At 41.4% G+C, this 23886-nt stretch carries 17 protein-coding genes; 1 reads left to right on the top strand and 16 read right to left on the bottom strand.

Annotated elements, in window-relative coordinates; genetic code table 11:
• Nucleotides 1-14: 14 nt before the first annotated feature.
• From hda to ACH784_RS05085, 3 genes are all read right to left on the bottom strand, one after another.
• Entirely contained in the window at nucleotides 15-725 is a 711-nt protein-coding gene (hda, locus tag ACH784_RS05095) for a DnaA inactivator Hda (protein WP_404395195.1), read from the bottom strand.
• Nucleotides 722-1777 carry a DUF2066 domain-containing protein gene (locus ACH784_RS05090; RefSeq protein WP_404393906.1) on the bottom strand — a complete coding sequence of 352 codons (1056 nt, stop codon included), beginning with the start codon at nucleotides 1775-1777 and terminating at the stop codon, nucleotides 722-724. The genes hda and ACH784_RS05090 overlap by 4 nt, the downstream gene beginning before the upstream one ends.
• 65 nt (nucleotides 1778-1842) lie before the next feature.
• Nucleotides 1843-3036: a diguanylate cyclase gene (locus ACH784_RS05085; protein ID WP_404393905.1), complete on the bottom strand. Its 1194-nt coding sequence runs from the start codon at nucleotides 3034-3036 to the stop codon at nucleotides 1843-1845.
• 162 nt (nucleotides 3037-3198) lie between these two features.
• Here ACH784_RS05085 and ACH784_RS05080 point away from each other — a divergent pair, with 162 nt between their 5' ends.
• On the top strand, nucleotides 3199-3639 hold the full coding sequence (locus tag ACH784_RS05080; protein WP_404393904.1) for a VOC family protein: 441 nt from the start codon (nucleotides 3199-3201) through the stop codon (nucleotides 3637-3639).
• A gap of 118 nt (nucleotides 3640-3757) precedes the next feature.
• Here the strand turns inward: ACH784_RS05080 and ACH784_RS05075 are convergent, their stop codons facing one another.
• From ACH784_RS05075 to sbnB, 13 genes are all read right to left on the bottom strand, one after another.
• The gene (locus ACH784_RS05075) at nucleotides 3758-4996 is read right to left on the bottom strand and encodes a hypothetical protein (RefSeq protein ID WP_404393903.1); all 1239 of its coding nucleotides are present in this window, start codon (nucleotides 4994-4996) and stop codon (nucleotides 3758-3760) included.
• A gap of 491 nt (nucleotides 4997-5487) precedes the next feature.
• On the bottom strand, nucleotides 5488-5964 hold the full coding sequence (gene greA, locus ACH784_RS05070) for a transcription elongation factor GreA (RefSeq protein WP_058030556.1): 477 nt from the start codon (nucleotides 5962-5964) through the stop codon (nucleotides 5488-5490).
• 115 nt (nucleotides 5965-6079) lie between these two features.
• Nucleotides 6080-9298, bottom strand: a complete 3219-nt coding sequence (gene carB, locus ACH784_RS05065; protein ID WP_404393902.1) for a carbamoyl-phosphate synthase large subunit — start codon at nucleotides 9296-9298, stop codon at nucleotides 6080-6082.
• Between the two features lie 16 nt (nucleotides 9299-9314).
• A complete protein-coding gene (carA, locus tag ACH784_RS05060; RefSeq protein WP_138568079.1) occupies nucleotides 9315-10448 on the bottom strand; it encodes a glutamine-hydrolyzing carbamoyl-phosphate synthase small subunit in 1134 nt (377 codons plus the stop codon).
• Nucleotides 10449-10659: 211 nt separating this feature from the next.
• Nucleotides 10660-11466 (bottom strand): 4-hydroxy-tetrahydrodipicolinate reductase, encoded by an 807-nt coding sequence (gene dapB / locus ACH784_RS05055; RefSeq protein WP_404393901.1) that lies wholly within the window; start codon nucleotides 11464-11466, stop codon nucleotides 10660-10662.
• A 326-nt stretch (nucleotides 11467-11792) separates the two neighbouring features.
• Entirely contained in the window at nucleotides 11793-13892 is a 2100-nt protein-coding gene (locus ACH784_RS05050; RefSeq protein WP_404393900.1) for a TonB-dependent receptor, read from the bottom strand.
• A 49-nt stretch (nucleotides 13893-13941) separates the two neighbouring features.
• On the bottom strand, nucleotides 13942-14355 hold the full coding sequence (locus ACH784_RS05045) for a ParB N-terminal domain-containing protein (protein WP_404393899.1): 414 nt from the start codon (nucleotides 14353-14355) through the stop codon (nucleotides 13942-13944).
• A 71-nt stretch (nucleotides 14356-14426) separates the two neighbouring features.
• The gene (locus tag ACH784_RS05040; protein WP_404393898.1) at nucleotides 14427-15605 is read right to left on the bottom strand and encodes a type III PLP-dependent enzyme; all 1179 of its coding nucleotides are present in this window, start codon (nucleotides 15603-15605) and stop codon (nucleotides 14427-14429) included.
• Nucleotides 15602-16375, bottom strand: coding sequence for an HpcH/HpaI aldolase/citrate lyase family protein (locus ACH784_RS05035; RefSeq protein WP_404393897.1), 774 nt, complete (start codon nucleotides 16373-16375; stop codon nucleotides 15602-15604). The genes ACH784_RS05040 and ACH784_RS05035 overlap by 4 nt, the downstream gene beginning before the upstream one ends.
• On the bottom strand, nucleotides 16368-19784 hold the full coding sequence (locus tag ACH784_RS05030) for an IucA/IucC family protein (protein WP_404393896.1): 3417 nt from the start codon (nucleotides 19782-19784) through the stop codon (nucleotides 16368-16370). Before ACH784_RS05030 ends, ACH784_RS05035 begins: the two co-directional genes overlap by 8 nt.
• A complete protein-coding gene (locus tag ACH784_RS05025) occupies nucleotides 19781-20974 on the bottom strand; it encodes an MFS transporter (protein ID WP_404393895.1) in 1194 nt (397 codons plus the stop codon). The genes ACH784_RS05030 and ACH784_RS05025 overlap by 4 nt, the downstream gene beginning before the upstream one ends.
• Nucleotides 20961-22634, bottom strand: a complete 1674-nt coding sequence (locus ACH784_RS05020; RefSeq protein ID WP_404393894.1) for an IucA/IucC family protein — start codon at nucleotides 22632-22634, stop codon at nucleotides 20961-20963. Before ACH784_RS05020 ends, ACH784_RS05025 begins: the two co-directional genes overlap by 14 nt.
• 231 nt (nucleotides 22635-22865) lie before the next feature.
• On the bottom strand, nucleotides 22866-23879 hold the full coding sequence (sbnB, locus tag ACH784_RS05015) for a 2,3-diaminopropionate biosynthesis protein SbnB (protein WP_404393893.1): 1014 nt from the start codon (nucleotides 23877-23879) through the stop codon (nucleotides 22866-22868).
• Between the last annotated feature and the right edge of the window lie 7 nt (nucleotides 23880-23886).

The raw sequence follows: 23886 nt of genomic DNA, 5'->3' as shown, positions 1-23886 counted from the left end.
GGATTCTAGCCCTTCTACAGTTTTAAAGTGGCTTTTATGAAAGGAATTGTGAGTTTTCTTTGTGCAGCCATGGATGCATGATCGAGTCTGTCTAAAATATCGAGTAAAGCGCGCATATCACGGCTTAATCTAGTCAGTAAAAAACGCGCGCATTCATCGCTTAATTCAAGGCCTCGCATATTGGCACGTTTAACTAATGCTTCAGCCTTATCATCATCACTCATAGAGCGAATTTGGAAAGTTGTGCCCCACTTCAAACGAGACTCTAAATCAGGTAGGTTGATGTGTAGCATATCTGGCAACAAGTCTGCCGTGACCACTAAACACTTACCTTTTTCATTAAAGCGATTGAAAAAGTTAAATAGCGCTTTTTCCCACACTTCAACACCTGCAACTAAATGCACGTCATCGATACACAACACATCTAAAGACTCTAAGCCTTCTAATACTTCAGGGCCAAAACTTATGACTTCTCGCAGGCTCAAAAGCATGGTCGATAAACCTAGCTCTTGCGCTGCAATACAGGTGGCATAAAGTAGGTGAGACTTACCTGAATCAGCTAAGCCGCATAGATAAGTAAACTGAAAATCTTCATTGCGATTTTCTAATGTCGCCTTTAAATGATTTACCTCAAGTGACTCTTCCCCGCCAAAATAGGCGCTGAATGTTTCATCGTCAGGTAAAGTCACTGGCAAAGCCATTTGCATTGGCTCTAACTGCATTATTCGCCTACCCAAGAATACTTAAGGTTATGGCTATCTTCTAACTGATAAAATGCTCTCGGATCTACAAATGGTGTAAAGCTTCGCTCGAGTTTTATCGCTTTAACCAAGTCAGTGACATCTGAAGTGTGTTCAACTAAAAACTTCACCGCATCATTTGTGCGCTCAATAACATCTACTTCTACCACAGTACTGATACTAATAAGCTGTCTTCTCGCCTGTTCTATGGTTACAAAGTCAGAGAGTTTATCGACAGTCAGTACTGAACTTGCTGAGGCATACGTTTTATTTGGATCAATAGCGAATTGCTTCACCAAAGCATCTGAGAAATGATTAACCATTTGGATCAGCACCTGCTGCTTATCGCCAACCAGTTGATTTGACTCAAATAGTTCAGCATCGGTGTAACGCCACTCTAACTGCCAGAAATCGCTGCCTTCAGGCTTAAACATTCTCGCAGTGATCACACGCTCAGCTTGATAGCGCATAGACGCTATTTCAACTGGTTCAGAAAAATTCCCCCAAACCTCAGCAATACCGACTTTGCTTCTATCTTCTAAATCCATCAGTGGCACAACCACTGGCACGCCCCAATCTTGTGCTGTGTCGTAGATAAGGCGCTCTAACTGCGGATAACTCTCTTGAGTAACAAACTCTCGACGCAAACCATCCTCAATTGCAAGCCAAATAGCAATCTTAGGCCTTCTATTTCCCCAAAGTGGCAAATTGGCATCACGAACAAGTTCTTCAACTTTTTGCGCTTCAAATTTTACTTTGATTTGCAGTTCGCCCTCGCGCGTTTCTAAATACTCATATTTCAACATATAGTCAGAAATTGAGTTTTTAGCTTGGCGGATCAAAGGGTGTGAGCTTATTTCAGACTTACCAGTCAATTTTTTAATGACATTACTCAGAGCCGCTTGACTAGCCTCTACTCGACTAGAGCGTGTTTTATCATTAATGAAGAGCGTACTTTCGTATAAATCAAGTACTTCGATGGCTTTCACCAAGCTCGGAGAAAGCAATAAAAAAAGCAGAAACAGTCTTAAAATCATATCAAGATAGTTAGGAAACGTTTGTATTCGATCCTAAAGCAACTAAAAGATAAAGCAAGTTAAACCTATTGTTCATGACTCATGGCAAAATGAACTTGATTCTTACCTTTGTTTTTAGCCTCATATAGCGATTGGTCTGCTTGATGCAATAGGTTTTCAGCCGTGAATTGCTGGGTATAATTTCCTGCGACTCCGATACTGCAGCCACAATTCACTACTTGCCCATGATCTAAAGCGATAGGCTGCTGAATACTACGAAGCAGCCTTTGGCAAAGTTGATCTAACACGCCAAAGTGGAGTGGCTCCATGAGTAATACCACAAACTCATCACCACCAATTCTAGCAACCAAATCATATCCTCTTACTTCGCTGGTCAACCTCTCTGCAACCGTTCTTAAAACTATATCTCCACTTTTGTGGCCAAATTCGTCGTTTATGGGTTTAAAATCATCTAAATCTAAATATAAAACATAGACTTCTATTTTATTTCGCTCTGACTTAGATGCTAAACGAGATAACTCTTTAAAAAGGTACTTTCTATTTGCTAGGTTAGTTAAATTATCGTGAAGCGATTCATATTCTAGCTGTGCTTGAAGCTTTTCACTTTTCTCAACCTCATGCTGCAAGTCTTCTAAGCTTTGCTGAAGCTCTTTGGTTCTCGCGGCAACATGTTTTTCAAGTTCAGCTTGATAATCTTGTAAAGTCTGATTGGCTTCTAGCAATGCCTGTTGGTTATTAAATGCATCAAGCGCAGAAGAAATAACATGGCTAATGGTGTAAAGTACATCGACGATCACCCCTGAGTATTCATCATTACGACGGTAAGATTGGATGATAAAAGCACCCAAGAAGTGGTTGCGATTATTAAGTGGAAAACAAAGCCACTGCTGCGGCACAGTTCCAAGTACTTGCAGTGCACCGGAGTCAATTAACTGGTTAATCTCTACGTCAGTAAAGTTACAAATTGTCTTTTGCTCAAGCGCATAGGCTGTGAGCGTTTTTTTGATCTGCTCAAACTTAATGTCTTCTAAGTCTTCAGCCCGAATATCATCTTTAACATCATGGAAGTAAGGAAATGACAACTCCCCATTGCTTTTAAAAAGCACAACGTAGAAATTATCTGCATAAGTTACTTTTTGTAAAATACAATGTATGTCGAGTAAAAAGCGTTGAATGGAGTCGCTGGTATTCAAACAAGCAACAATATCAGCCATGCTGTCTATTACATTGTTGTTGGTCGCAATTGTTCCTTTGGTCATCAAAAAACCTTTCATACTTATCTAGGCTATCCGAAATAAGTATAGTCCGTTAAGCTAAGCGTATTTTATTTAAGTTAGAACATTTACCTGATTTTTCAATCAATGAGATAAATTACTTACAAGTAAATGTTTAAAAATCAATTAATCAGTTAAGGGAGTGGTATGGAATTCTTACATACTATGGTGCGAGTCAATGATTTACAGGCGTCTTTATCGTTTTATTGCGACTTATTAGGCCTGCAAGAAATTAAGCGTTATGACAGTGAAGCCGGTCGTTTTACTTTGGTGTATTTAGCGGCCCCCGGCCAATTAGAAATGGCCAAAGATACATTTAGCCCCACTATCGAGCTGACCTATAACTGGGATACCGAAGTGTACACTGGCGGCAGGAATTTTGGTCATTTAGCTTTTGCCGTTGAGAATATTTATGAACTGTGCCAAAAATTGATGGATGCGGGTATCACCATAAACCGCCCTCCGCGCTGCGGACATATGGCATTTGTAAAATCCCCAGATGGAATTTCTATAGAGCTATTACAAAAAGGGGATGCGCTAAAACCATCACAGCCATGGGTTGATATGCCTAATGAAGGGGCTTGGTGATAAACAAGCAAGAACCAGCCGAAGGCAAGTAACAAAACTTTATTAACAAGTTTTGCTTCTTCTAGAAATACTATGAGCGGCTTATCAAGCTAGAATTGAATAACGAGTCATTTCAATTCTAGCTTATCTTTTTCAATACTTTGCAATGTAAAATATCTTCACTAGAAACGGTCATTGGGTCGTGACTAAGCAACAAGTATTCACTTGCTTTACTCTGTCTGAGCGTGTCATTTTCAAAATGACGACTAAGTTCGGTCACAGCCTCTTCCCTTTGCAAACAACTTTTACCAAATGAAGTTGAAAGGATGCGCATTGGAGACAAAGGCTCGAAAGGAAAGTTTACTTGTCGAGGCTTAGTTATTGAGTAATCAATACGGTCAAATTGTTGCTGTTCAATAGTTATTGGCAAAGACAAAGATTGGTAATAATCAATAATGCTTTGAGAAAATACGTGGTTGTCATTTAAAAACAGGTGAGTAATACCTAACTCGCAACATTTTTGCAAATTATCGTCAATGGTCTTCATGATCCGATAAGCATACTGTTGGATCTGCTCGCAAGGCAATGCTTCAACAAGCCAGAGTAACTGTTCATCAAATAAGCCACCCTGCTTTTTAAGTAATTTGTCGAAGGTTGCCCTATTTTTAAATGCACTTTGCTTACGTTTTGACATTACATCAAATATCAACTCAGCAGCAATATCATTAATATACGCAATCGGTGCATGGGCATCTAAAATCACAATTGGACGACATATGTCTAATTGGTTCACTAGACAATTTATAGAAGGCTCTGTATCTCCTTTTGGAATTAGCTTTGAATGAACCCCGTAGCCCAAAAGCCATTCATTAGTAGATAAACTTTTATCAATGTATAACAGCGCTTTAGCTATATAATTAGCATTGTAATTTGGCATTTCGGTTAACCACTCCACATGAAATCCAAATGGCCCAAAGTTAAACCATTGCTGTAAAAGTGCCGAAAGGACAATAGAGTAATCTCGTTTACAAAAACTTGGAAAAACAGCTTGCTGCTCATCTAATTGCACGAAAGATGCTGTTATTCCTTTTTCTTTTAAGTAAGCATTGATGTTTTCAAGCGACAAAAACCTCATGCCGCTCTCAGGACAAACAAGCAAAGCCTCAAATTTTTCATACTGCTCACCTACGCGCTGATAAATGTTAGCACCCAGATATACGACAGGACTTGCAGTTATTGTACTGTCATGCAATGAAAAACTGCGGGGCTGATGCGAAGAAGTCAGTGTCTCAGCAGAAATAGATCCCGATACTTTATCAAGTAATGCATCAAAAAAATGATGTTGTAACGAAAATTGAAGGTGAGTATTTGCAACCATAGTATACGTTCCCTGTTACACCAATTGTCTTAATAAAATGCGTTATCAGAAGCAAATAAAACTTATCTTTAACAAGCTGAATACTTGCTATTTAATTGTGCTTTTTTATTGCTTCTACATTGCTCTATCTACTGCATCCATACAGTGTTGGATAGGCAATTTCTAATACTGATTGTGACCGCTTTGATCCCTAAAAATGATTTAGTCTTTTATACCAATCCGCTTAAGTAAGTGATCTATTTTGAGGCAAGAAAACCTCGTTGATAGCAAGGCAAATATTTCGTTATTTAGTTGTTCTAAATGAGAAATCTTTAACGCCGCTATCATCAGGTTTAATCCCTCAAAATGATTAAGTGTTATTGCGGATTGGTATTAATTATTGATTTTTACGCTTTAACTTTAAATCATCTTGTAGATTTAGCAATTACACGTGATTACACATAAAAAAAGCCAAGCTAATGCTTGGCTTTCAGAGTATCTAGAGTAAGAAATTAGATGTACTGAACTTCAATAATTTCGAATTCAACATCACCGTTTGGTGTTTTGATGGTTACCGCATCATCTAACTCTTTACCAATCAAACCGCGTGCAATTGGCGAGTTAAATGAAATCAGATTGTTTTTGATGTCTGCTTCATCATCACCCACGATGCGGTAAGTTGTTTCTTCGTCTGTGTCACAATTCACGATTGTCACTGTTGAGCCGAAAATAACTTTGCCATTATTTTGCATCTTAGTAACGTCAATGATTTGTACAGTCGACAGTTTTGCTTCAATTTCTTGAATACGACCTTCACAGAACCCCTGCTCTTCACGTGCAGCATGGTATTCCGCGTTTTCTTTTAAGTCACCGTGTTCACGGGCTTCCGCAATGTCAGCCACGATCTTAGGACGACGAACTGTTTTTAATTCGTTTAGCTCTTCACGTAGTAATTGCTCACCACGTACTGTCATCGGAGTTTGTTGCATTGTCATTCTTTCCCAGAAGTACAAGAAGTAAAAGCCCGGTAAAACCGGGCTTTAATATTTCAATTAATTGACTAAGTCTATATCACGTTGCATAGACTAGGCAATGCCTCGACAATTAATTTACGCGCTTGTGTAGTTCTTGTACTGAAGAAACCGTTGCACGGTCATCTGCAGAGTTTGCTTTACAGTTAGCAAATGCAGCGTTAAGCGTTGTTGTGTAGTTCACTTTGCCTTGTAGTGCACCACGACGAAGTACTTTAGAATCTTCAATCGCTTGACGACCTTCAGTCGTGTTTACAATGTAGCTGTACTCGCCATTCTTGATACGGTCAAGAATATGAGGACGACCTTCGTAAACCTTGTTTACGCGACGTGCTTCAATACCCGCTTCTTCAAGTGCTTTAGCAGTACCACCAGTTGCATCTAGTTCGAAGCCTAATTCACGCATTGTACGAGCAAGCTCAACAATACGTTTCTTATCGCTGTTACGAACTGAAAGTAGCGCACGACCACCACGTGGCATTACGTTACCTGCACCAAGCTGTGCTTTAGCAAATGCTTCAGCGAATGTGTCACCCACACCCATTACTTCACCTGTTGAGCGCATTTCAGGACCACGCATTGGGTCAACGCCAGGGAACTTAGCGAATGGAAGTACCACTTCTTTAACGCTGTAGTAAGGAGGAATGATTTCTTTCGTTACGCCTTGGCTTGCAAGAGACTGACCTGCCATACAACGCGCTGCTACTTTAGCCAATGCAACACCCGTTGCTTTAGATACAAATGGAACAGTACGTGCTGCACGAGGGTTAACCTCGATTAGGTATACTTCGCCATCTTTAACAGCAAACTGCGTATTCATCAGACCCACAACACCAAGCTCTAACGCCATACGTGTTACTTGGTCACGCATGCGGTCTTGGATTTCAGGGCTTAGAGAGTAAGCTGGTAGTGAACATGCTGAGTCACCTGAGTGAACACCCGCTTGCTCGATGTGCTCCATGATACCACCGATGATAACTTGCTCACCGTCACAGATAGCATCTACGTCGATTTCAATCGCGTCATCTAGGAAACGGTCAAGTAGTACTGGCGCTTCGTTTGATGCTTGTACCGCTTCAGTCATGTAACGACGTAAATCGTCTTCGTCATATACGATTTCCATCGCACGACCACCAAGAACGTACGAAGGACGTACAACCAGTGGGAAGCCGATTTCAGCTGATTTAGCAATTGCTTCTTCTAGTGAAGTAACCGTTGCGTTTTCAGGCTGAAGAAGATCTAAACGCTCAACCATTTGCTGGAAGCGCTCACGGTCTTCTGCACGGTCGATTGCATCTGGAGAAGTACCAATGATTGGCACACCATTCGCTTCAAGTTCACGCGCTAGTTTAAGTGGTGTTTGACCACCGTACTGCACGATAACACCTTTTGGCTTTTCAACACGTACGATTTCTAATACGTCTTCTAACGTGATTGGCTCGAAGAATAGACGGTCTGATGTATCGTAGTCTGTAGAAACAGTCTCAGGGTTACAGTTAACCATGATAGTCTCGTAGCCGTCTTCGCGCATTGCAAGGGCTGCGTGTACACAACAGTAATCGAATTCGATACCTTGACCGATACGGTTAGGGCCACCGCCGATAACCATGATCTTGTCTTTGTCAGATGGGTTCGCTTCACACTCTTCATCGTATGATGAGTACATGTAAGCCGTGTCTGAGCTAAATTCTGCAGCACACGTATCTACGCGCTTGTATACAGGAAGAACTTCTAGCGTATGACGCTTCTTACGTACTTCAGACTCACTTACACCTAGTAGTTCAGCGATACGTGCATCAGCAAAACCTTTACGCTTTAAGCGGCGTAAGAAATCTTTGTTAAGGCCAGCCATACCGCCTTCAACGATTTTTGCTTCATCTTTGATGATGTCTTCGATTTGCACTAAGTACCAACGGTCAATCTTAGTCAGTTCGAATACATCTTCAACGCTCATACCATGACGCATTGCATCAGCAACATACCAAATACGCTCTGCACCTGGCTCACGAAGTTCACGTACGATTTTTTCATTTGCATTCGGATCGTCAAGCGCAACAATTGGGTTGAAGCCAGTTGCACCAACTTCTAAACCACGAAGTGCTTTTTGAAGTGACTCTTGCTGGTTACGGCCGATTGCCATAACTTCACCTACCGACTTCATCTGAGTCGTTAGACGGTCGTTAGAACCTGCGAATTTTTCGAAGTTGAAACGAGGGATCTTAGTTACAACGTAGTCGATTGACGGCTCGAACGATGCAGGTGTTGCGCCACCTGTGATGTCGTTTTGAAGCTCGTCTAACGTGTAACCTACTGCTAATTTTGCAGCGATTTTCGCGATTGGGAAACCTGTTGCTTTTGAAGCAAGTGCAGATGAACGAGATACACGCGGGTTCATCTCAATGATAACCATACGGCCATCAGCTGGGTTTACACCAAACTGTACGTTTGAACCACCAGTTTCAACACCGATTTCACGAAGAACTGCCATCGATGCGTTACGCATTAGCTGGTATTCTTTGTCAGTTAGCGTTTGTGCTGGTGCTACAGTGATTGAGTCACCTGTGTGAACACCCATAGGGTCGAAGTTCTCAATAGAACATACGATGATACAGTTGTCGTTTTTATCACGAACAACTTCCATTTCGTACTCTTTCCAACCTAGTAAGCTTTCATCAATAAGAAGCTCGCTTGTAGGTGAAAGGTCAAGACCACGTGTACAAATTTCTTCGAATTCTTCCATGTTGTAAGCAACACCACCACCGGTACCACCCATGGTGAAAGAAGGACGAATAATACATGGGAAGCCGATACGCGTTAACGTGTCACGTGCTTCATCCATAGAGTGTGCGATTTCTGCGCGAGGACACTCAAGGCCAATGGCCTTCATCGCTGCATCAAAACGCTCACGGTTTTCTGCTTTGTCGATAGCATCTGCTGTTGCACCGATTAGCTCAACGCCGTGCTTTGCAAGTACGCCGTGCTTGTCTAGGTCAAGTGCACAGTTAAGCGCAGTCTGACCACCCATAGTAGGTAGTACAGCATCTGGCTTTTCTTTTTCAATGATACGTTCAACAACTTCCCAGTGAATTGGCTCGATATAAGTCGCATCAGCCATTTCTGGGTCAGTCATGATAGTTGCAGGGTTTGAGTTAACTAGGATAACTCGGTAACCCTCTTCTCTAAGTGCTTTACAAGCTTGCGCGCCTGAGTAGTCAAACTCACACGCCTGACCGATAACGATCGGGCCTGCACCTAAAATTAGAATACTTTGTATGTCGGTACGTTTTGGCATGGTTACTCCGCTCTAATTACGCTTTACGTGCTTGCATTAGTTCAATGAAATGGTCGAACAGTGGCGCAGCGTCGTGAGGACCTGGGCTCGCTTCTGGGTGACCTTGGAAGCTAAATGCTGGCTTATCAGTACGGTGAATACCTTGTAATGTGCCATCGAATAACGATACGTGCGTCGCACGTAAGTTTTCTGGTAGGCTTGCTTCATCTGCTGCGAAACCGTGGTTTTGCGCAGTGATCATAACAACATTACGGTCTAGGTCTTTAACCGGGTGGTTACCACCGTGGTGACCAAACTTCATTTTCACCGTTTGCGCGCCTGAAGCTAGGGCTAAAAGCTGGTGACCTAAACAGATACCAAAAATTGGCGTGTCTGTTTCAAGGAAAGTTTTGATTGCTTCGATTGCGTAAGTACACGGCGCTGGGTCACCAGGGCCATTTGAAAGGAAGATACCATCTGGGTTTAGTGCTAACACGTCTGCAGCGGAGGTTTCTGCAGGAACAACTGTTAGTTTACAACCACGGTCTACTAGCATACGAAGGATGTTTTTCTTCACACCGAAGTCATAAGCAACAACGTGGAATTTTGCATCTTCATCAGCAAGTGTTTTAAAGCCCTCGCCAAGCGTCCAGCTTGTCTCGTTCCATGTGTACTGCTCTTTTGTACACACAACTTTGGCTAAATCCATACCTTTTAGGCCCGGGAAAGCTTGTGCAGCTTCTAGTGCCTTTTGCTCGTCAATATCACCAGCGATGATACAACCGTTTTGCGCGCCTTTATCACGTAAAATACGCGTTAACTTACGTGTATCGATATCTGCGATACCTAAAATATTGCGCTGCTTTAAGTAATCATCTAGTGATTGCTCGTTACGGAAGTTACTAGCAAGCAAAGGTAAGTCACGAATTACTAGGCCTTTAGCCCAGATTTTGTTCGCTTCTTCATCTTCGCTATTAGTACCCGTATTACCGATATGTGGGTAAGTCAGAGTTACGATCTGTTCTGCGTACGATGGATCAGTCAAAATTTCCTGATAACCAGTCATCGAAGTGTTGAATACAACTTCACCAACTGACATACCGTCAGCACCGATAGCTGTACCGCGGAACACTGTGCCGTCTTCTAGGACTAACAGAGCGGATTTAGTCAAGTTAACCTCCTAATGGTAAAAAACGGGACCCAGCCAACAAAGCCGGAATACCCGTTTAAAAAGCGCTTGGTAACACGCCACTTATAAAAATTTGGCAAATTCCAAGTATTTTAGATGAAAACTTGAGAAAGGTCTATGAGAAAACCTTAAAAAATTAAAAATATCCCCTTTAACTGTTTTTTTACTTGAAACGGTTAAAAAAGTAACTTTTCTATCTAAATCCTAGCACATCTTGCATAGTATAAAGTCCAACAGGCTTGTCCTTTAACCAGGCTGCAGCCCTTACAGCGCCTTTAGCAAAGGTCATTTTAGAGCTTGCTTTGTGCGTTAATTCAAGTCTTTCGCCTTCTGCAGCAAAATAAGCCGTATGTTCACCTACTATGTCACCGCCACGCATGACAGAATAGCCAATCTCTTTTTGAGATTTTTCATGCTCATCTTGACTACGATCAAAGATAGCAACTTCATCATGATCCCAGCCTTTAGCCTCAGCTATCGCTTCACCAATCATTAAAGCAGTCCCCGATGGGGCATCGATTTTATGTCTGTGGTGCAACTCGAACACTTCAATGTCTACATCATCGCTCAGCGTTTTTGCAGCTTGTTTTACAAGGTTTTCTAATAAGTTAATACCCACAGAGAAATTACGTGAGAACACGATAGGAATATGTTTCGCCGCTTGTTCAAGCTCAGTCATATCTTCAGCGGTTAAACCTGTTGTGCCAATCACTAAAGGTGTTTTACGCGCTAGCGCTGTTGCTAAGTGCTTTTTCATACCCGCAGGTAAAGTGAAATCAATGGCTACATCGACGTCTTCGGCAATCACAGCTTCTGTTGAGAAAGCAACGTTCGTTTCACCCTGATTAATAAAATGCTGCACTTTAGAGCCAATTAAATCATGTTGGTCACGTACATAAGCCGCCGCGAGTGAAGTATTACCTGAAATAAGCGCTGCTTCACACAACACTTTGCCCATTCGGCCATTGGCGCCAAAAATTGCGATGTTAGTCATATTCATCCCCATTCAAATTTTCTGTGTTTATACAGATTTTGTAGCCATAAATCATCTTTAAAAATTTCATATATTATGTTTTCGCCAAAACTAAAGTTAACTTTTTAACCTTCATCTCAATGTAAAACTGAACTTCGATAATGAAGAGTTAGTTTAAGTAAATTATTCACTTTGATGGATTGAATTTAGAGAAGTGGTAAACAATAAATGCATTTTTTAAAAATAAAAAAGCAAGCTTTACAACAAAGTAAAGCTTGCTTCTAGTTATGCTATTGCTTTTACAATAACCTTAAAATTGATGAAACATCAAAGTTATTCTGCATGAATAGCAATTACCAATTATAGGTGTACTTCATCGAGAAAGTGCGGCCTCTACCCGGGATCGAGCTGGTATTGTTACCATTTCTTTGTAGCTGACTATAAACAGGGAAATACTGTTTATTGAACACATTTTCAATACCAAAAGTCAGTACGCCTTGTTCCAACTCTAACTGGGAATTGAAATCAACAATGGTGTAACTTGTTACTTCTCTGCGACCAAATGCATTTTTCGCATCAATTCGGTAGTCTTTCTCACCACTGCGCATCACTGTTAAGTTAGCTCGCCACGCACTAGAAATGTCATAATTTAGCTGTGCGGTGAATTTGCTTGGTGGAATGCTAAAACCGTTCATTTGCTGAAATGCATCGGCATTTTGGGCTTTTTCGTCACCATTTATTTTGCTGTAGCTAAACTCTGCGCTTAAATCTTGATTGATGTCCCAAGCAGAAGTTAATTCAACGCCATCAATTTCAACCTCGTTTCGGCTGACTGACAAGCCCATACCTTCACTTTTCACTCTGCCTAGATCAGATTCAGAGATAAAGTAAGCGGCACTAAAATCGAATGCACCAATTTCACCTCGCCAACCAATTTCTCTATCTGAAGACTCTATTGGTTTTAGTGAGGATTGGCTCAAATCAAACTGACTTGAAGCATAACGAATTTGCAGACCTATATCAGGCAACTCATAACCTTCATTAAATGCAGCATAAACGGTGTGGCTGTCATTGATGTCATAGGTTACACCTAAGTTATAAACGGTTGAGTCATATTCATAACTACTGCCTGAGATAGCGATATTTTTGCCAAGTGTATTGAAGCTATCAAAGCTTGCATCTATTCGCTCGGTTCTTACACCACCTTCTAGACCAAATTCAGACGTCAACTCAGCTCTAACCTGAATAAAGGCAGCAGATGTCTGGTGACTAATTTCTGGTACGAATGCTTTGTCACCCGTTTCTTTGAACACCAAGAAACCACTATTGTCATATACCTCACCATCATATGTGGTGACGGGCATCTCACTGCGCTCATCTTGAAGATCAACACCCCAATCAAGTTCAATCGTATCGCTTAATTTAGAATTAACCGTTAATTTTGCACCGAAGTTTGAGCTTTCAAGATAGGTTTGTGCCAAATGGTTCCAGGTTGCAAATGGTCGACCATCGAATGGCGCAAAGCGCGCATCATAATCTCGATAATACAAATTTGCAGAAAGTGCATGTTGCTCAGTGAGTTGGTTTTGATAACCGATATTAAAAACCAAATTATTAATTTGGTTTTGCTTGTCTAACTGTAAACCTTTAATCGATTGTGCCTTGTTGATATAAGGTAGACTTTTAATACTTGGATCTGAGGCAAAATCAGTATCTTGCTCCAGCACATAACTCAGTAAAGACATTGATAGTTGTTGCTGATCCCACGACTTACTGACCTTGATATCGAAACTATAAATATCGCTATCGAATGTATCACCCTGACTCGGTTCAACGGCCAACCTATCACCTTCTGCATCTGAGAAGCTATCTACTTTTTCATAACTCCCCGCGACACGATATAACCAGTCGTTAACTTGTCCTGACAGTGATTGAGAAAGTGTAAATGCGCCATTTTTCAGCTCTACACTCGATGTAGCCTCATTCTCTTCTTGGCCACTTTTCGTGTAGATATAGATTACGCCACCCGTCGCACCACTTCCATATAGTGCATTACCGCCGCGGAAAATTTCGACTCTCTCTACTTGCGAAGGGTGAAGATTATGAAGATCTCGAGAAATATTGCGATTGGTATTCATCGGCACGCCATCGATCAATACCAATGCGTTACGACCTCTCAGCGTTGTACCAAAATTGGTCAATGCTGGAGTAGGAGGTGCCATTCCCGGCACCGTTTTAGCCAACACTTCTGCTATGTTTTGTGCACTTGAAAACTGCGTATTCAGCATTTCTTCATCAATCACAGATACATTTCGTGCTATCGAATTAAGATCCGAAGCCATACGTTCAGCTCGAATTTCGATATGCTCTATGTCATCTGCATGAACATGTTCTGATGCACTTGCTAGTAATAAAGAGATGCTGATACATAGCAGAGATTTTTGGTAAATCATTTTAGTCCTTAAAAATAAAAAAGATTATTATTTATATTTCGGGGACATACTATTCTAAATAAGAAGCATTATCAACTAATAGATTAAGAGAAATATTGCAATTCGGTAAAGGACGCGAAAATTGGTGACGCGTACTTTTAGGCGGTAATCGCTTCCCGGCATTCGCATGTTCAATGACACATTTAGGCGTTAACGCTCGACTTGGGTGAGTGCTAATAAACTTCACTTCATCGTAATCTAATAAGATGCATGGCACTTTCGCTAAACCCAAGCGGCATGCAACCAAGTGGCGATGATGACCATCCATAATCGAATTAGTCTGTTTGTCTACAGTAATTGGCACTCTCCATAACTGCTCTTGTTCTACCTTCTTTTGCAACCAAACTGCTCGTTCTGGTAACACTTCTTCGTTAGGTTTTAGATCATGTGGAGATAAGAAATGAATCGATTTATTCAACGGCATACGTTTTTCCTTAAAATTTATATTTCCGGTAAAAGAGCTACCACTAAAAAAAGCGGTAGCTCCATGAATAACTATAAGTAAATACGCTCAGGATGAGGGTGTGATAAAAAGTCATGATGAGAAATATGCCAGCCATAAGCGCCAGCCTTTTCGAACATGACAACATCACCAACCCTAATATTTTCTACTTGTACTTGTTTTGCTAAAACATCTTTTGGCGTACATAACTCACCACATAAAGTGATAGGTGAATCAGATAGCTCTGGTCTAGCAAATGAGAAAGGCCAAGCTTCTCGAGGAATTATTTTGAATGGATGATTGTGTTGCCACGAGGATGGCAGCCTAAAATGGTGGTTTCCTCCTCTGAGAACTGCAAACGCTTCACCATGATTACTCTTAATATCAGTAACTTCAGCTAAATACACACCACAATAAGCACTTACAAAGCGACCACACTCCATAGCAATGTTTATAGACGGATAATCCTTTAACAAAAGGCTCAGTTGCTCACAGTAATGAGACCAATCAAAAGCCCTTTGTTCAGGTTGGTAGGCCACGCCTATTCCCCCGCCTACATTGATCGTGCTCAACGATAAATTGAACTGCTGCTGCCATTGCAAAGCGGTGTCAATATACTTTTCAACAGCTTTAATATGGGTTGTTTCATTCAGATTGTTAGAAATACAGTGAAAATGAAAACCGATAATATTCAAGTGTTCAAAGTCAGCTACCTTTTCGAGAAGTAGCTCTAACTCAGGTTGCTCAATTCCAAATTGTGTTGCCTTACCTGCCATTTGCAATGTGGCATCTGGCAATGAAAAGCTAGGGTTTACTCTTAACAGGACATCAATGACTTTACCTTGCTGTTTAGCTAGCCAATTCAGCCTATCAAGCTGAAGCTGGCTTTCTAGATGAAAGAGCGATACATTGTGTTCTAGTGCAGCTTTGAGTTCAGTCAAAGTTTTGCCTGGCCCCCCGAACGCGATGGGGACATCTTTACTTATTGACCTAACTTTTATGATCTCCCCCATAGAAGCGACTTCGAATCCATATACATGCGGTAGTAAAGCTTGAAGCATTTGTTCATCACTATTGGCCTTAATTGCGTAATAAAACTGTACGCTTTCTGGTAATGGATTAAGCAACGATGAAATATGCTTATTTAAGCCCTCTAAGTCGTAGATAAAAGCGCATACTTCTTCTGATTGCGCTGCAATGTAGCGCTCTACTTTTTCTATATTAATAGTCACTTGTTAAGTTCCTTTTTGAATTCAGCGATATGGGCTTTATGGGCGTTGCGTAAAATTGATCTGTCATCCCCTAGCACAAAATTGCTTACTTGCTTTGCCTGCCAAAAAGCCATCATTTGGGTTGTTCTAGGAATAGCCAGAAATGCGCACTGCTGTGCTTCACAAGCTTCTGCTATTTGCGTCACTGCATGACGAACATCTTCATGCTGCGTTTGCCAAGGCACTCCTAGTGACTGAGAGAGATCTGCAGCACCTTCTAATAGCGCGTCTACTCCTGGTGTCGCTGCAATCAACGCGGCATTCTCAACACCGAGTGTTGTCTCTATCATTGCTACCACAACAACGCTTTCATTCGCTTCATTTAAACTTTGCGATAAATCACGTGTGGCATATTCATTAAGTCTTGTGGAGTTAAGCCCTCGTTTACCATAAGGGTGGTAATAACAACGTTCTACCAAAGCTTGAGCTTCTGACTGCGTTTCCACCATTGGCGCGACTATGCCTGTTGCGCCAGCATCAAGTAGTGGCGCAATTAAATCGAGTCGACCAGATGGTATTCTTACTAAAACATCGAGTGAGGCAGAGCTTGCAGCCAGAAGTACACTTTCAACATCCCGCATGTCATGCAAAGTATGCTCTAAGTCGAAAATAATAAAGTCGTACCCTGCCAGTGCTAACTGCTCAATAGCGACAGTACTTGGTATGGAGTTAAATACTCCAAAACACCTTGAGGAACTTTTTAAGCGTAATTTCAAAGACGTTTTAGTCATTCTTGCCCCCAGCTCGTGCTAATGGGTTTGCAACCGACATGACCCTCAAACGCTGCTCTGGTAAAAAGCGACGACTCGCTAACTGCTCAACATCTATTTTTGAAGCAAAGAAATCAAATACTTCGAACCTTTCACTTAAGTGAGTATGAATGCTCTGATAGCTTTCTATTCGGCTTTTCACCAGAGACCAAAAAGCAATACCATCTAGTTCAAAATGACGTTCTAAGAACCACCCCAACTCAGCCAAATTCACAAAACACAAAGCATCTTGCGTGAAATCTCTCAATTCATCTTTACAATCGGTTTGTAAGAACGAGTTTGGATTTACTCTGGCATGCTCTTTGGGTGATTCAATTAAGTTTGGTAAGAGCTCTGGCTTGTCTAATAACCCAACACTAAACCTCACGCCATCGTGAAAGTCTTTTAATGCCACTTGTACAGGCAAGCCTTGCTTATGGATCAGCAACATATTTTGCGCATGAGATTCCATAGCAATACCGTGTTGCCAAAGCATATGCATTACAGGGATATATACTTTATCAACGAGCTCACTCAACCAAGGAATTAGGCCATATTGCTCAATCCAAGGAGATATTAGAGGCTGGCCATCCACATCAACTTGCATCAGCCCTGTGACCGGCACCGCCGATTCGTCATTATTAATGTACTTAAAAATACTCTCACGCCAAATACAACCTAGTGCACCATACTGGGCTCTGAGTAATGGGTTCGATTTAACACTTGCCCCTGCAACTTCTCTGAGAATAATCGGCTTTGCGACCGCCAACCAAGCATCACTTTGCGCCACTAAATTACATAACCAATCGCTTATCATGCCAGCATTAGCAATGGTATGAGGTGCAAGTACGCGCGATGTCGATGTATTTGTAATACTTAGTGCCAGTTTGACCGATAAAGCTTTCTCATCACTAAAATCACTTAAAGTACGAATTGATTGCTGTGGTAAATAACGATGTCCCTCTACATCAAGCGGATAAACCCCTTTATTAGCAACGAAATAAAGTTGTGCAATATGCTGCCACTGCCAAGGGTGAATAGGTATAAGCATGACTTTTTCAAGGCTCGTGTTGTAACCTTGAAGTTGAGATTCAATCTGTAAAAGCTGTCCATCATTAAAGTGATTTTTTGCTAATGCGTAAGGATTATACCCTTCACCAAAATTGGCACTTAACTCAGTAAGCTCAATCGCTACCCATTTCAAATTGAAAGGCTTGGCAAGCTCAGGGCCATACAGTGCGTTATCTTCTAATGTAAAGCCAAGTCGCGATTTAAAGCTTGGGTGGTATAAGTGACCATTCGTTATTTTGGCTTCGCAATGTGCGTAATCCATTTCCCTTAAAGGCGTAGTTTGGTTTTCTGTAGCAGCCAATACTTGCGCATGCTTTTGCATTGTATGGTGTAACTCATCATAAAATCTGAGCCATACATCATTTTCAGCCAGTTCCAGTTCAGCTAAATCTGTCATAACTTGCTTTAAAGAAACAACCTGCGTTTGGCCTGCTTGGTGGCGAGTTAACGTATCAGACTCAATACGAATTCGCTCAAAATGTGCTGTTTTTTTGGCACACATTTCATATTTAAGCTGTTCACTTAATTCAATTATGAGCTTTTCATCTTGCCATTTTTGAACAAGCACTTTTTCATAAATGAGTGCCTCAATTAATTGCGTGACGACGCGTCCTTCTGACTCAGCAAGCGCTCTTGAACCTCGACTTTCTTCTAGCTGTAAAGGGTTTTTAATTTCAATCCACTTAGGTGTTTCTCCGCATCCATGTAACGTACTAAGCAAATTGCCTTTGGCTGGTAATGTGTCACTGTTTAGTAGCGCAACCGCCAATGATTTTGCTTCATCATGACTATCAACTTTCTCTAAGAAATGGCGAGTTGCTGACCATAAAGTTTGCTCTGTAATAGCATGATTACGCGCTAATGCAGATAAAACATGCGCAATATGATTGATAACTACATAATATTTAAACCGGAACCAAGACTCTTCTTCCGAGTAACTTGCTGCACTATTTACGCTTAAATTTGGTTGCTTGCCTTGGGAGATACTGCATCCTTCCATATCTCTTACAACCAACATACTCGGCCAGCCATTCTCAAAGCACATCAACGCATTTTGCAAATGCGCTTCTAAACTCACGCCTGATCGAGCAAATAGTCTTAATGTCGGTAATAAAGACGCTTCTAAATAAGCGCTCCACCATTGGCTTAGAAAAGACGTATTAAGCGTAGTGTTTCGGGCCAAAGCCGCTTCTTTTAGGAAGTCGGTTAAAGGCATTTGCCCATCAATCGGAGACTCTTCAACTAGCGCACCAAGTATTCGAGTTTGTGAGCGTAAAGTGTCATTAAGGCCCTGACGATAAAGCACAGCAAAAGATGCAGCCAATGCGTCATTCTCAATCGTTTGATATGCCAGTTCTGGCAATAACTTCAATCGTGAGATCCCATCTTCAAGATTTTGTTGAACAATAACTTCACTGGCATCTAAAGCCCTCTCTAGATGGCTAGGCGGGTTGTTTCTAATAAAGTTTGTGATCCGAACATCTAAAGCCAGTTTAATGAATAACCCTTGCTCAGGTGCAAATACTGTTCTCACAGAAGATGTTGGCCAAACGGTTTCCCCCATCGGCCCAAGAGAGATCATAAGGCCATCATTCAGGAAAGATTTTACCTGCTCATTTTCTAACAAATAATTAGCCTGCCAAGGGTGACAAGGCAGCAAATGATACTTTTCAAACTGCTTACCGAGTAAAGCCTTTGACTCTTCTAACATGATTGGATCGAGAGGAATTTCGTAAGACTCAATCACTCTTTGCTTTAAAAACTGTGGCGCCACTGCGAAGTAATGCAACTTAAACGATGCGCCCATTTCAGGGCTGTATCGAGTCAGGTCGTCAGCATCAAACCCCTGACAAGCTTTTGAGGTCACATGGAATGGGTGACCAAGTAACATGCCTTGCTCTGCGACAATAAAAGCCTCTCTTGTTTGCTGAGTGCTCAGCTCTGTTTTTGTCCCCTTAACATATTGCTGGCAGTGGTACACACTATTACTCACCTTTTCATAAAATTGACTCGCTTTCTCAGATGAACTGATAACTGCAAGTGACTGACAAAGGTGTTTGAGTAATACATCAATCTCTTCAACTATTGTCGACTTTTTTGAGTCAAGAATAGCGATTGGCATGCTGTAACTGTGGTAACCCGTTAACGAAAAATGCTGAAGATCAAACAGTACGCATATGTTGTCGTGGGCAAGCCTTAAAGCATATTGGTACGACCCTTCATAAGCAGACTGATGAAGGTCTATTTCTAATTCTCTGATATAAGTATTTAGATACTGTTCAACCAGTTTTGTTTCAAGTAGTGTCCATTGAGTGTTCATTGAGTTTTTACCTTAAAATTTACTTGTAGTGACCATAATAAAAAAGCCACTAGAGCAGCTGCGGCTATAAAAAAGCCTGCGGTTATCCATAAGGCGCTTTCGGCGCCGAAATAAGAAAAGCTAAGTGCAACAGCGAAGGGGCCTAAGAGCTGCCCGACGACTTGCGCGCTTTTAGCAAAACCTAACGCTTTTCCTTGTTGAGCTTGAGTGCTCATATCATTTATTTGTGCAATAAAACACTGAGTTTGGGACGCGAAAAAGCAACCTTGAAGTATTCTTAAAACAGCGATTATCCAAAGCGCAGGCGCAATACCGATAAGAATGATGCACAAACCACATCCTAATGCCCCTAAAGCAAAACTTTGAGCACTTAACTTTTGCTCTATTTTGCGCCCCCAATACCCTGCTAATGCGAAAGTGCCACACCATGAAAGTGCATGGATCAAGCCTATTTGACTCGCCGTATCAACGCTTTGCCAGTTTTGTGTCATAAACAATGCAAATCCGACAACCAGCGCAAATGCACCAGCATGAGATAAAGCCCCCGCGATTAACCAAACCCAGATCTGCGAAGATAAAGGTGCTTTTTTTGCAACTTCAGTCTCAACTTTCTGGTCTTCATGGTCATAAGACAAAGCCCTACTTTTCAGCAGAAATATTGATATTGTTAGGCATATCAAAGATAAATAAGCGACACCCCATAACACAGTTCCCATTCCAACAGACTGCAAGCTAAATCCACCGACAATAGGGCCTGTTAAACAGGCCAATGCAATGGCCTGTTGCTGTAGCGCTAATTGACGACCCTGGCTAAGTGTCAGTTCCCGGCTGAAATAAAGAGTAAGAATTAAGCCGACACCAGACAACCCCAATAAAAATCGTGCAGCAATAAAAAGCGCGATAGAATCGGACCAAGCCATGGTAAATAAAGACACCAAATAAGCAGTGAGTGAATACATAAATACAGGCTTGTATGGAAACTTATCAGCAAACATGCCAATCATGGGGGCACTGAGTAACGCACCGATAGCTGGCGCTGATAATGCCATTGCTGACGCAAAACCCGATACCGAATTAGATTGCGAGAGCTGCTCCAAATATATTGGCATCACAGGAATTAGTACCATTAGTGAAAAGGCCACTAAGAACTGAGTTGCCAGTACGATACAAAGTTGCTCAGTGCGCTTCACAACTTTGCTCCGGTTTTACCGTGTTTAGCTCGTATAACGGGTTCGCAATGACAGCCATTGAACTGGGCATACCTGTGACGTCATCTGAAGCACTAAATAGCGGCGCTAAAATTTCTTTAAATGGCCAACTAGGCTGTTTAATAAAATTAGACTCTGCCCAGTTACTAAACACAGCATTATTAAGCTCCGAGAGCGCTTCTTGAATATCTTCTGACAATTGCTGCCAAAACTGCGATTCTTTTTCGTAAGGAGAAAACGCTTGCGACAACGCATATAGATTTACCTGCAACCCAAGTGTGATGAAATATTTAGATAACTCAGTTAAATTTGGTAACACCAGCGTGTTTGGTGTTTGCCAATTAATTTGATAGTCAGGCAAAGTAAGTTGATGGACAGCTAACTGGTCTGGGCAAATTCTTAAAGAATCATGATCACGTAAGACAAAAACAAAATCATCTTCACTATTAATGGCGATTGACACATTCTGCCCATGACATTCAGGCGCTACCCCAAAATATAAGAATTCCAGCCCCATTTTTACAAAGTATCGACAAACATTTTTGAAAAGTGTTGTTCGACAAATTCCTTCTTGCTCAATGATATGCCAAGACTCAGGGTGATTTAACGCCGCCATTGAAAGCGTGAATTTCTTACCGCATTTTGGAAAACGCCTTATCTGGAAGCCAATCTCGCCTTTGCATTGCAGCATGTCAGCATTTTCGCCTAGACTCCACCAAGCCTGTTCATCACACAAAACAACTCGATCCGATAAAAACGTCGAGCGGCTTACAATTTGCTGTAATAACTGAAAAGCACAATCTCCATTATATAAATAACGGGGAGGCATGGTTCTCATTGCCCCTAAAGGAGTGGCAATGCTCGCTAATTTAATGTGAACTGAAGGGTCATCTTGATGACAAAAGGTTCTTAGTGAACTTGTTGCATACCCAAGCTGTGTTACTAAACACAGGTCATGGGCATCTTTAATTTTTAATGCACTGGCTGTCTGACTGGGCAAAAGAGGAAGTGCAATATAGTCCCCTTGTAATTCAGCTAACTTGTGATTGATTGCCGCAGCGTCATGCTGCCCAAGTAATGCTTTTACAGTATCTTCATCGTTGCGAGTGAAAACGCTCGCCTTTGGAAAAGCCCACCAGTGAATATTCTGGCCGTGCCAATGCGTTAGAATGTCCTGAAGGCTGGCTTTGGCATGTGCGAAGGGGTGATTGGGTCTATCAACAACAACCGCTAACCATTCAAGTAATTCTGCATGACTTTGAACAGGTGCAGGCTGAGCCAAAATATTTACAGTTGATAAAACTTCTTGCCACTTTGAGATGATCCTTTGGCTATCTGAGTTTGGCCACCAATCTGCACTGACAAAATGGCTCATTAGCGAATCAAGCTCAATGGCTGTGGCTGGATGCGCTTCACTCTGTAACAAGATCTCATTACCAACAACCTGAAATGGCACCATCTGCTCTTTGTGCTCAACGCAATTGAATAATAGGCTATTTGTTTTGTTCAGGCTTACCTTTAGGTAATGATTCTTAATAAAGCTATGGCTTCGAAAATCACCATAGTTTTCTAAAAAAAGTGCACTAACTAGCTTTTGAATTAAAGCTTTATGAGGGTCATACCGTTTAACCGATATAGTCATTTCTACTCCTTTATATAGCAAAGCGTTTTATAACGCTTCGCTAATAAATGCGCCCTAGTACTTATACTTTTTGTACTCGCATTCGCAGCTGTCTCCCTGACAATCAATACTCCCTATTACATAGCGTTTCTATGCATTCAAAACGTCTATTTGTTGCCGCTTAACTACAAGTATGTTGGCGTTTGTTAAATGGACTTATCTTTCGTAGACAAGTCCAAATTTATGTGTGATTTAAAATAAAGGTAACTTTGTACCAACATCTCTAGAAATAGCGGCTTGGTAGAACCAACGCGCACAAACTATGTCATCAATAGCCATACCCATCGGATTTAAAAGAATGACTTCATCGTCATTCTCTCTGCCACAAACTTGCCCGAGAATAATTTCACCTAGTTCAGCATGTAACTGTTCACGACTGAACTTACCCTCTTCTACGAGCTGATTAATGACTTTTTTCTCGCGATTCGATTGATCCCAATCATCAACAATCACCTTGTCTGCTTTAACAAAAACGTCTTTTTCGATATCCATAATCGAAATATTAGAAACAAAACATCCTTTCTTTAACCACTCATAAGGAATATAAGGCGCATCTGATACGGTACATGTCACGAGCACATCCGCTTTTTCTACCGCGGCTTGTGCAGAAGGGTGAATTTCAAATTTTACTTGTGGATATTCTGGCGCAAACTGCGTGATTAATTTATCAGCAGCAACAGCAGATAAGTCGTATAAGTGAATTGTCTTAATTGATTGATATTGCTCAAGTAGCGTTTTCACTTGCATTTGAGCAATCGGACCACACCCAATAATCGATACATCACTAAAATCTTTCTTTGCAAGATATTTAGTCGCTACACCAGTTATTGCTGCTGTACGCATAGCACTGATCAGACTGGCCTCCATAATTGCGACAGGATAATTTGTTTGCGCATCATTTAGGACTATCACCGCACTGGCTCTTGGGATCTCATATTTTGTCGGGTTGTGTTGTCTTGAACCTATCCATTTGATCCCAGCAATTGGGTTGTCACCTCCTAAGTAACAAGGCATCGCAATAATGCGATCTGCAATATGAGGGGCATCAGGCCACCTTAAGTAAGGTTTAAGGGGTTGCACAAACTCATGATTTGCATGGAGTTTAAGCCCTTCTTCAATGGCTTCAACAAATGCATTGCTGTGATCTGCGCCCAACAGCTTAAGGTCTGATTGACTTAAATATCTTAACTCAGCTTGAATTGTCATTATGTTT

Origin of the sequence: Pseudoalteromonas phenolica, from assembly GCF_044788725.1 — a bacterium.
GTDB classification, from domain to species: domain Bacteria; phylum Pseudomonadota; class Gammaproteobacteria; order Enterobacterales; family Alteromonadaceae; genus Pseudoalteromonas; species Pseudoalteromonas phenolica_C.
Note: the sequence above shows the minus strand (reverse complement) of the source record. Positions and strands in the feature narration are given on the sequence as shown.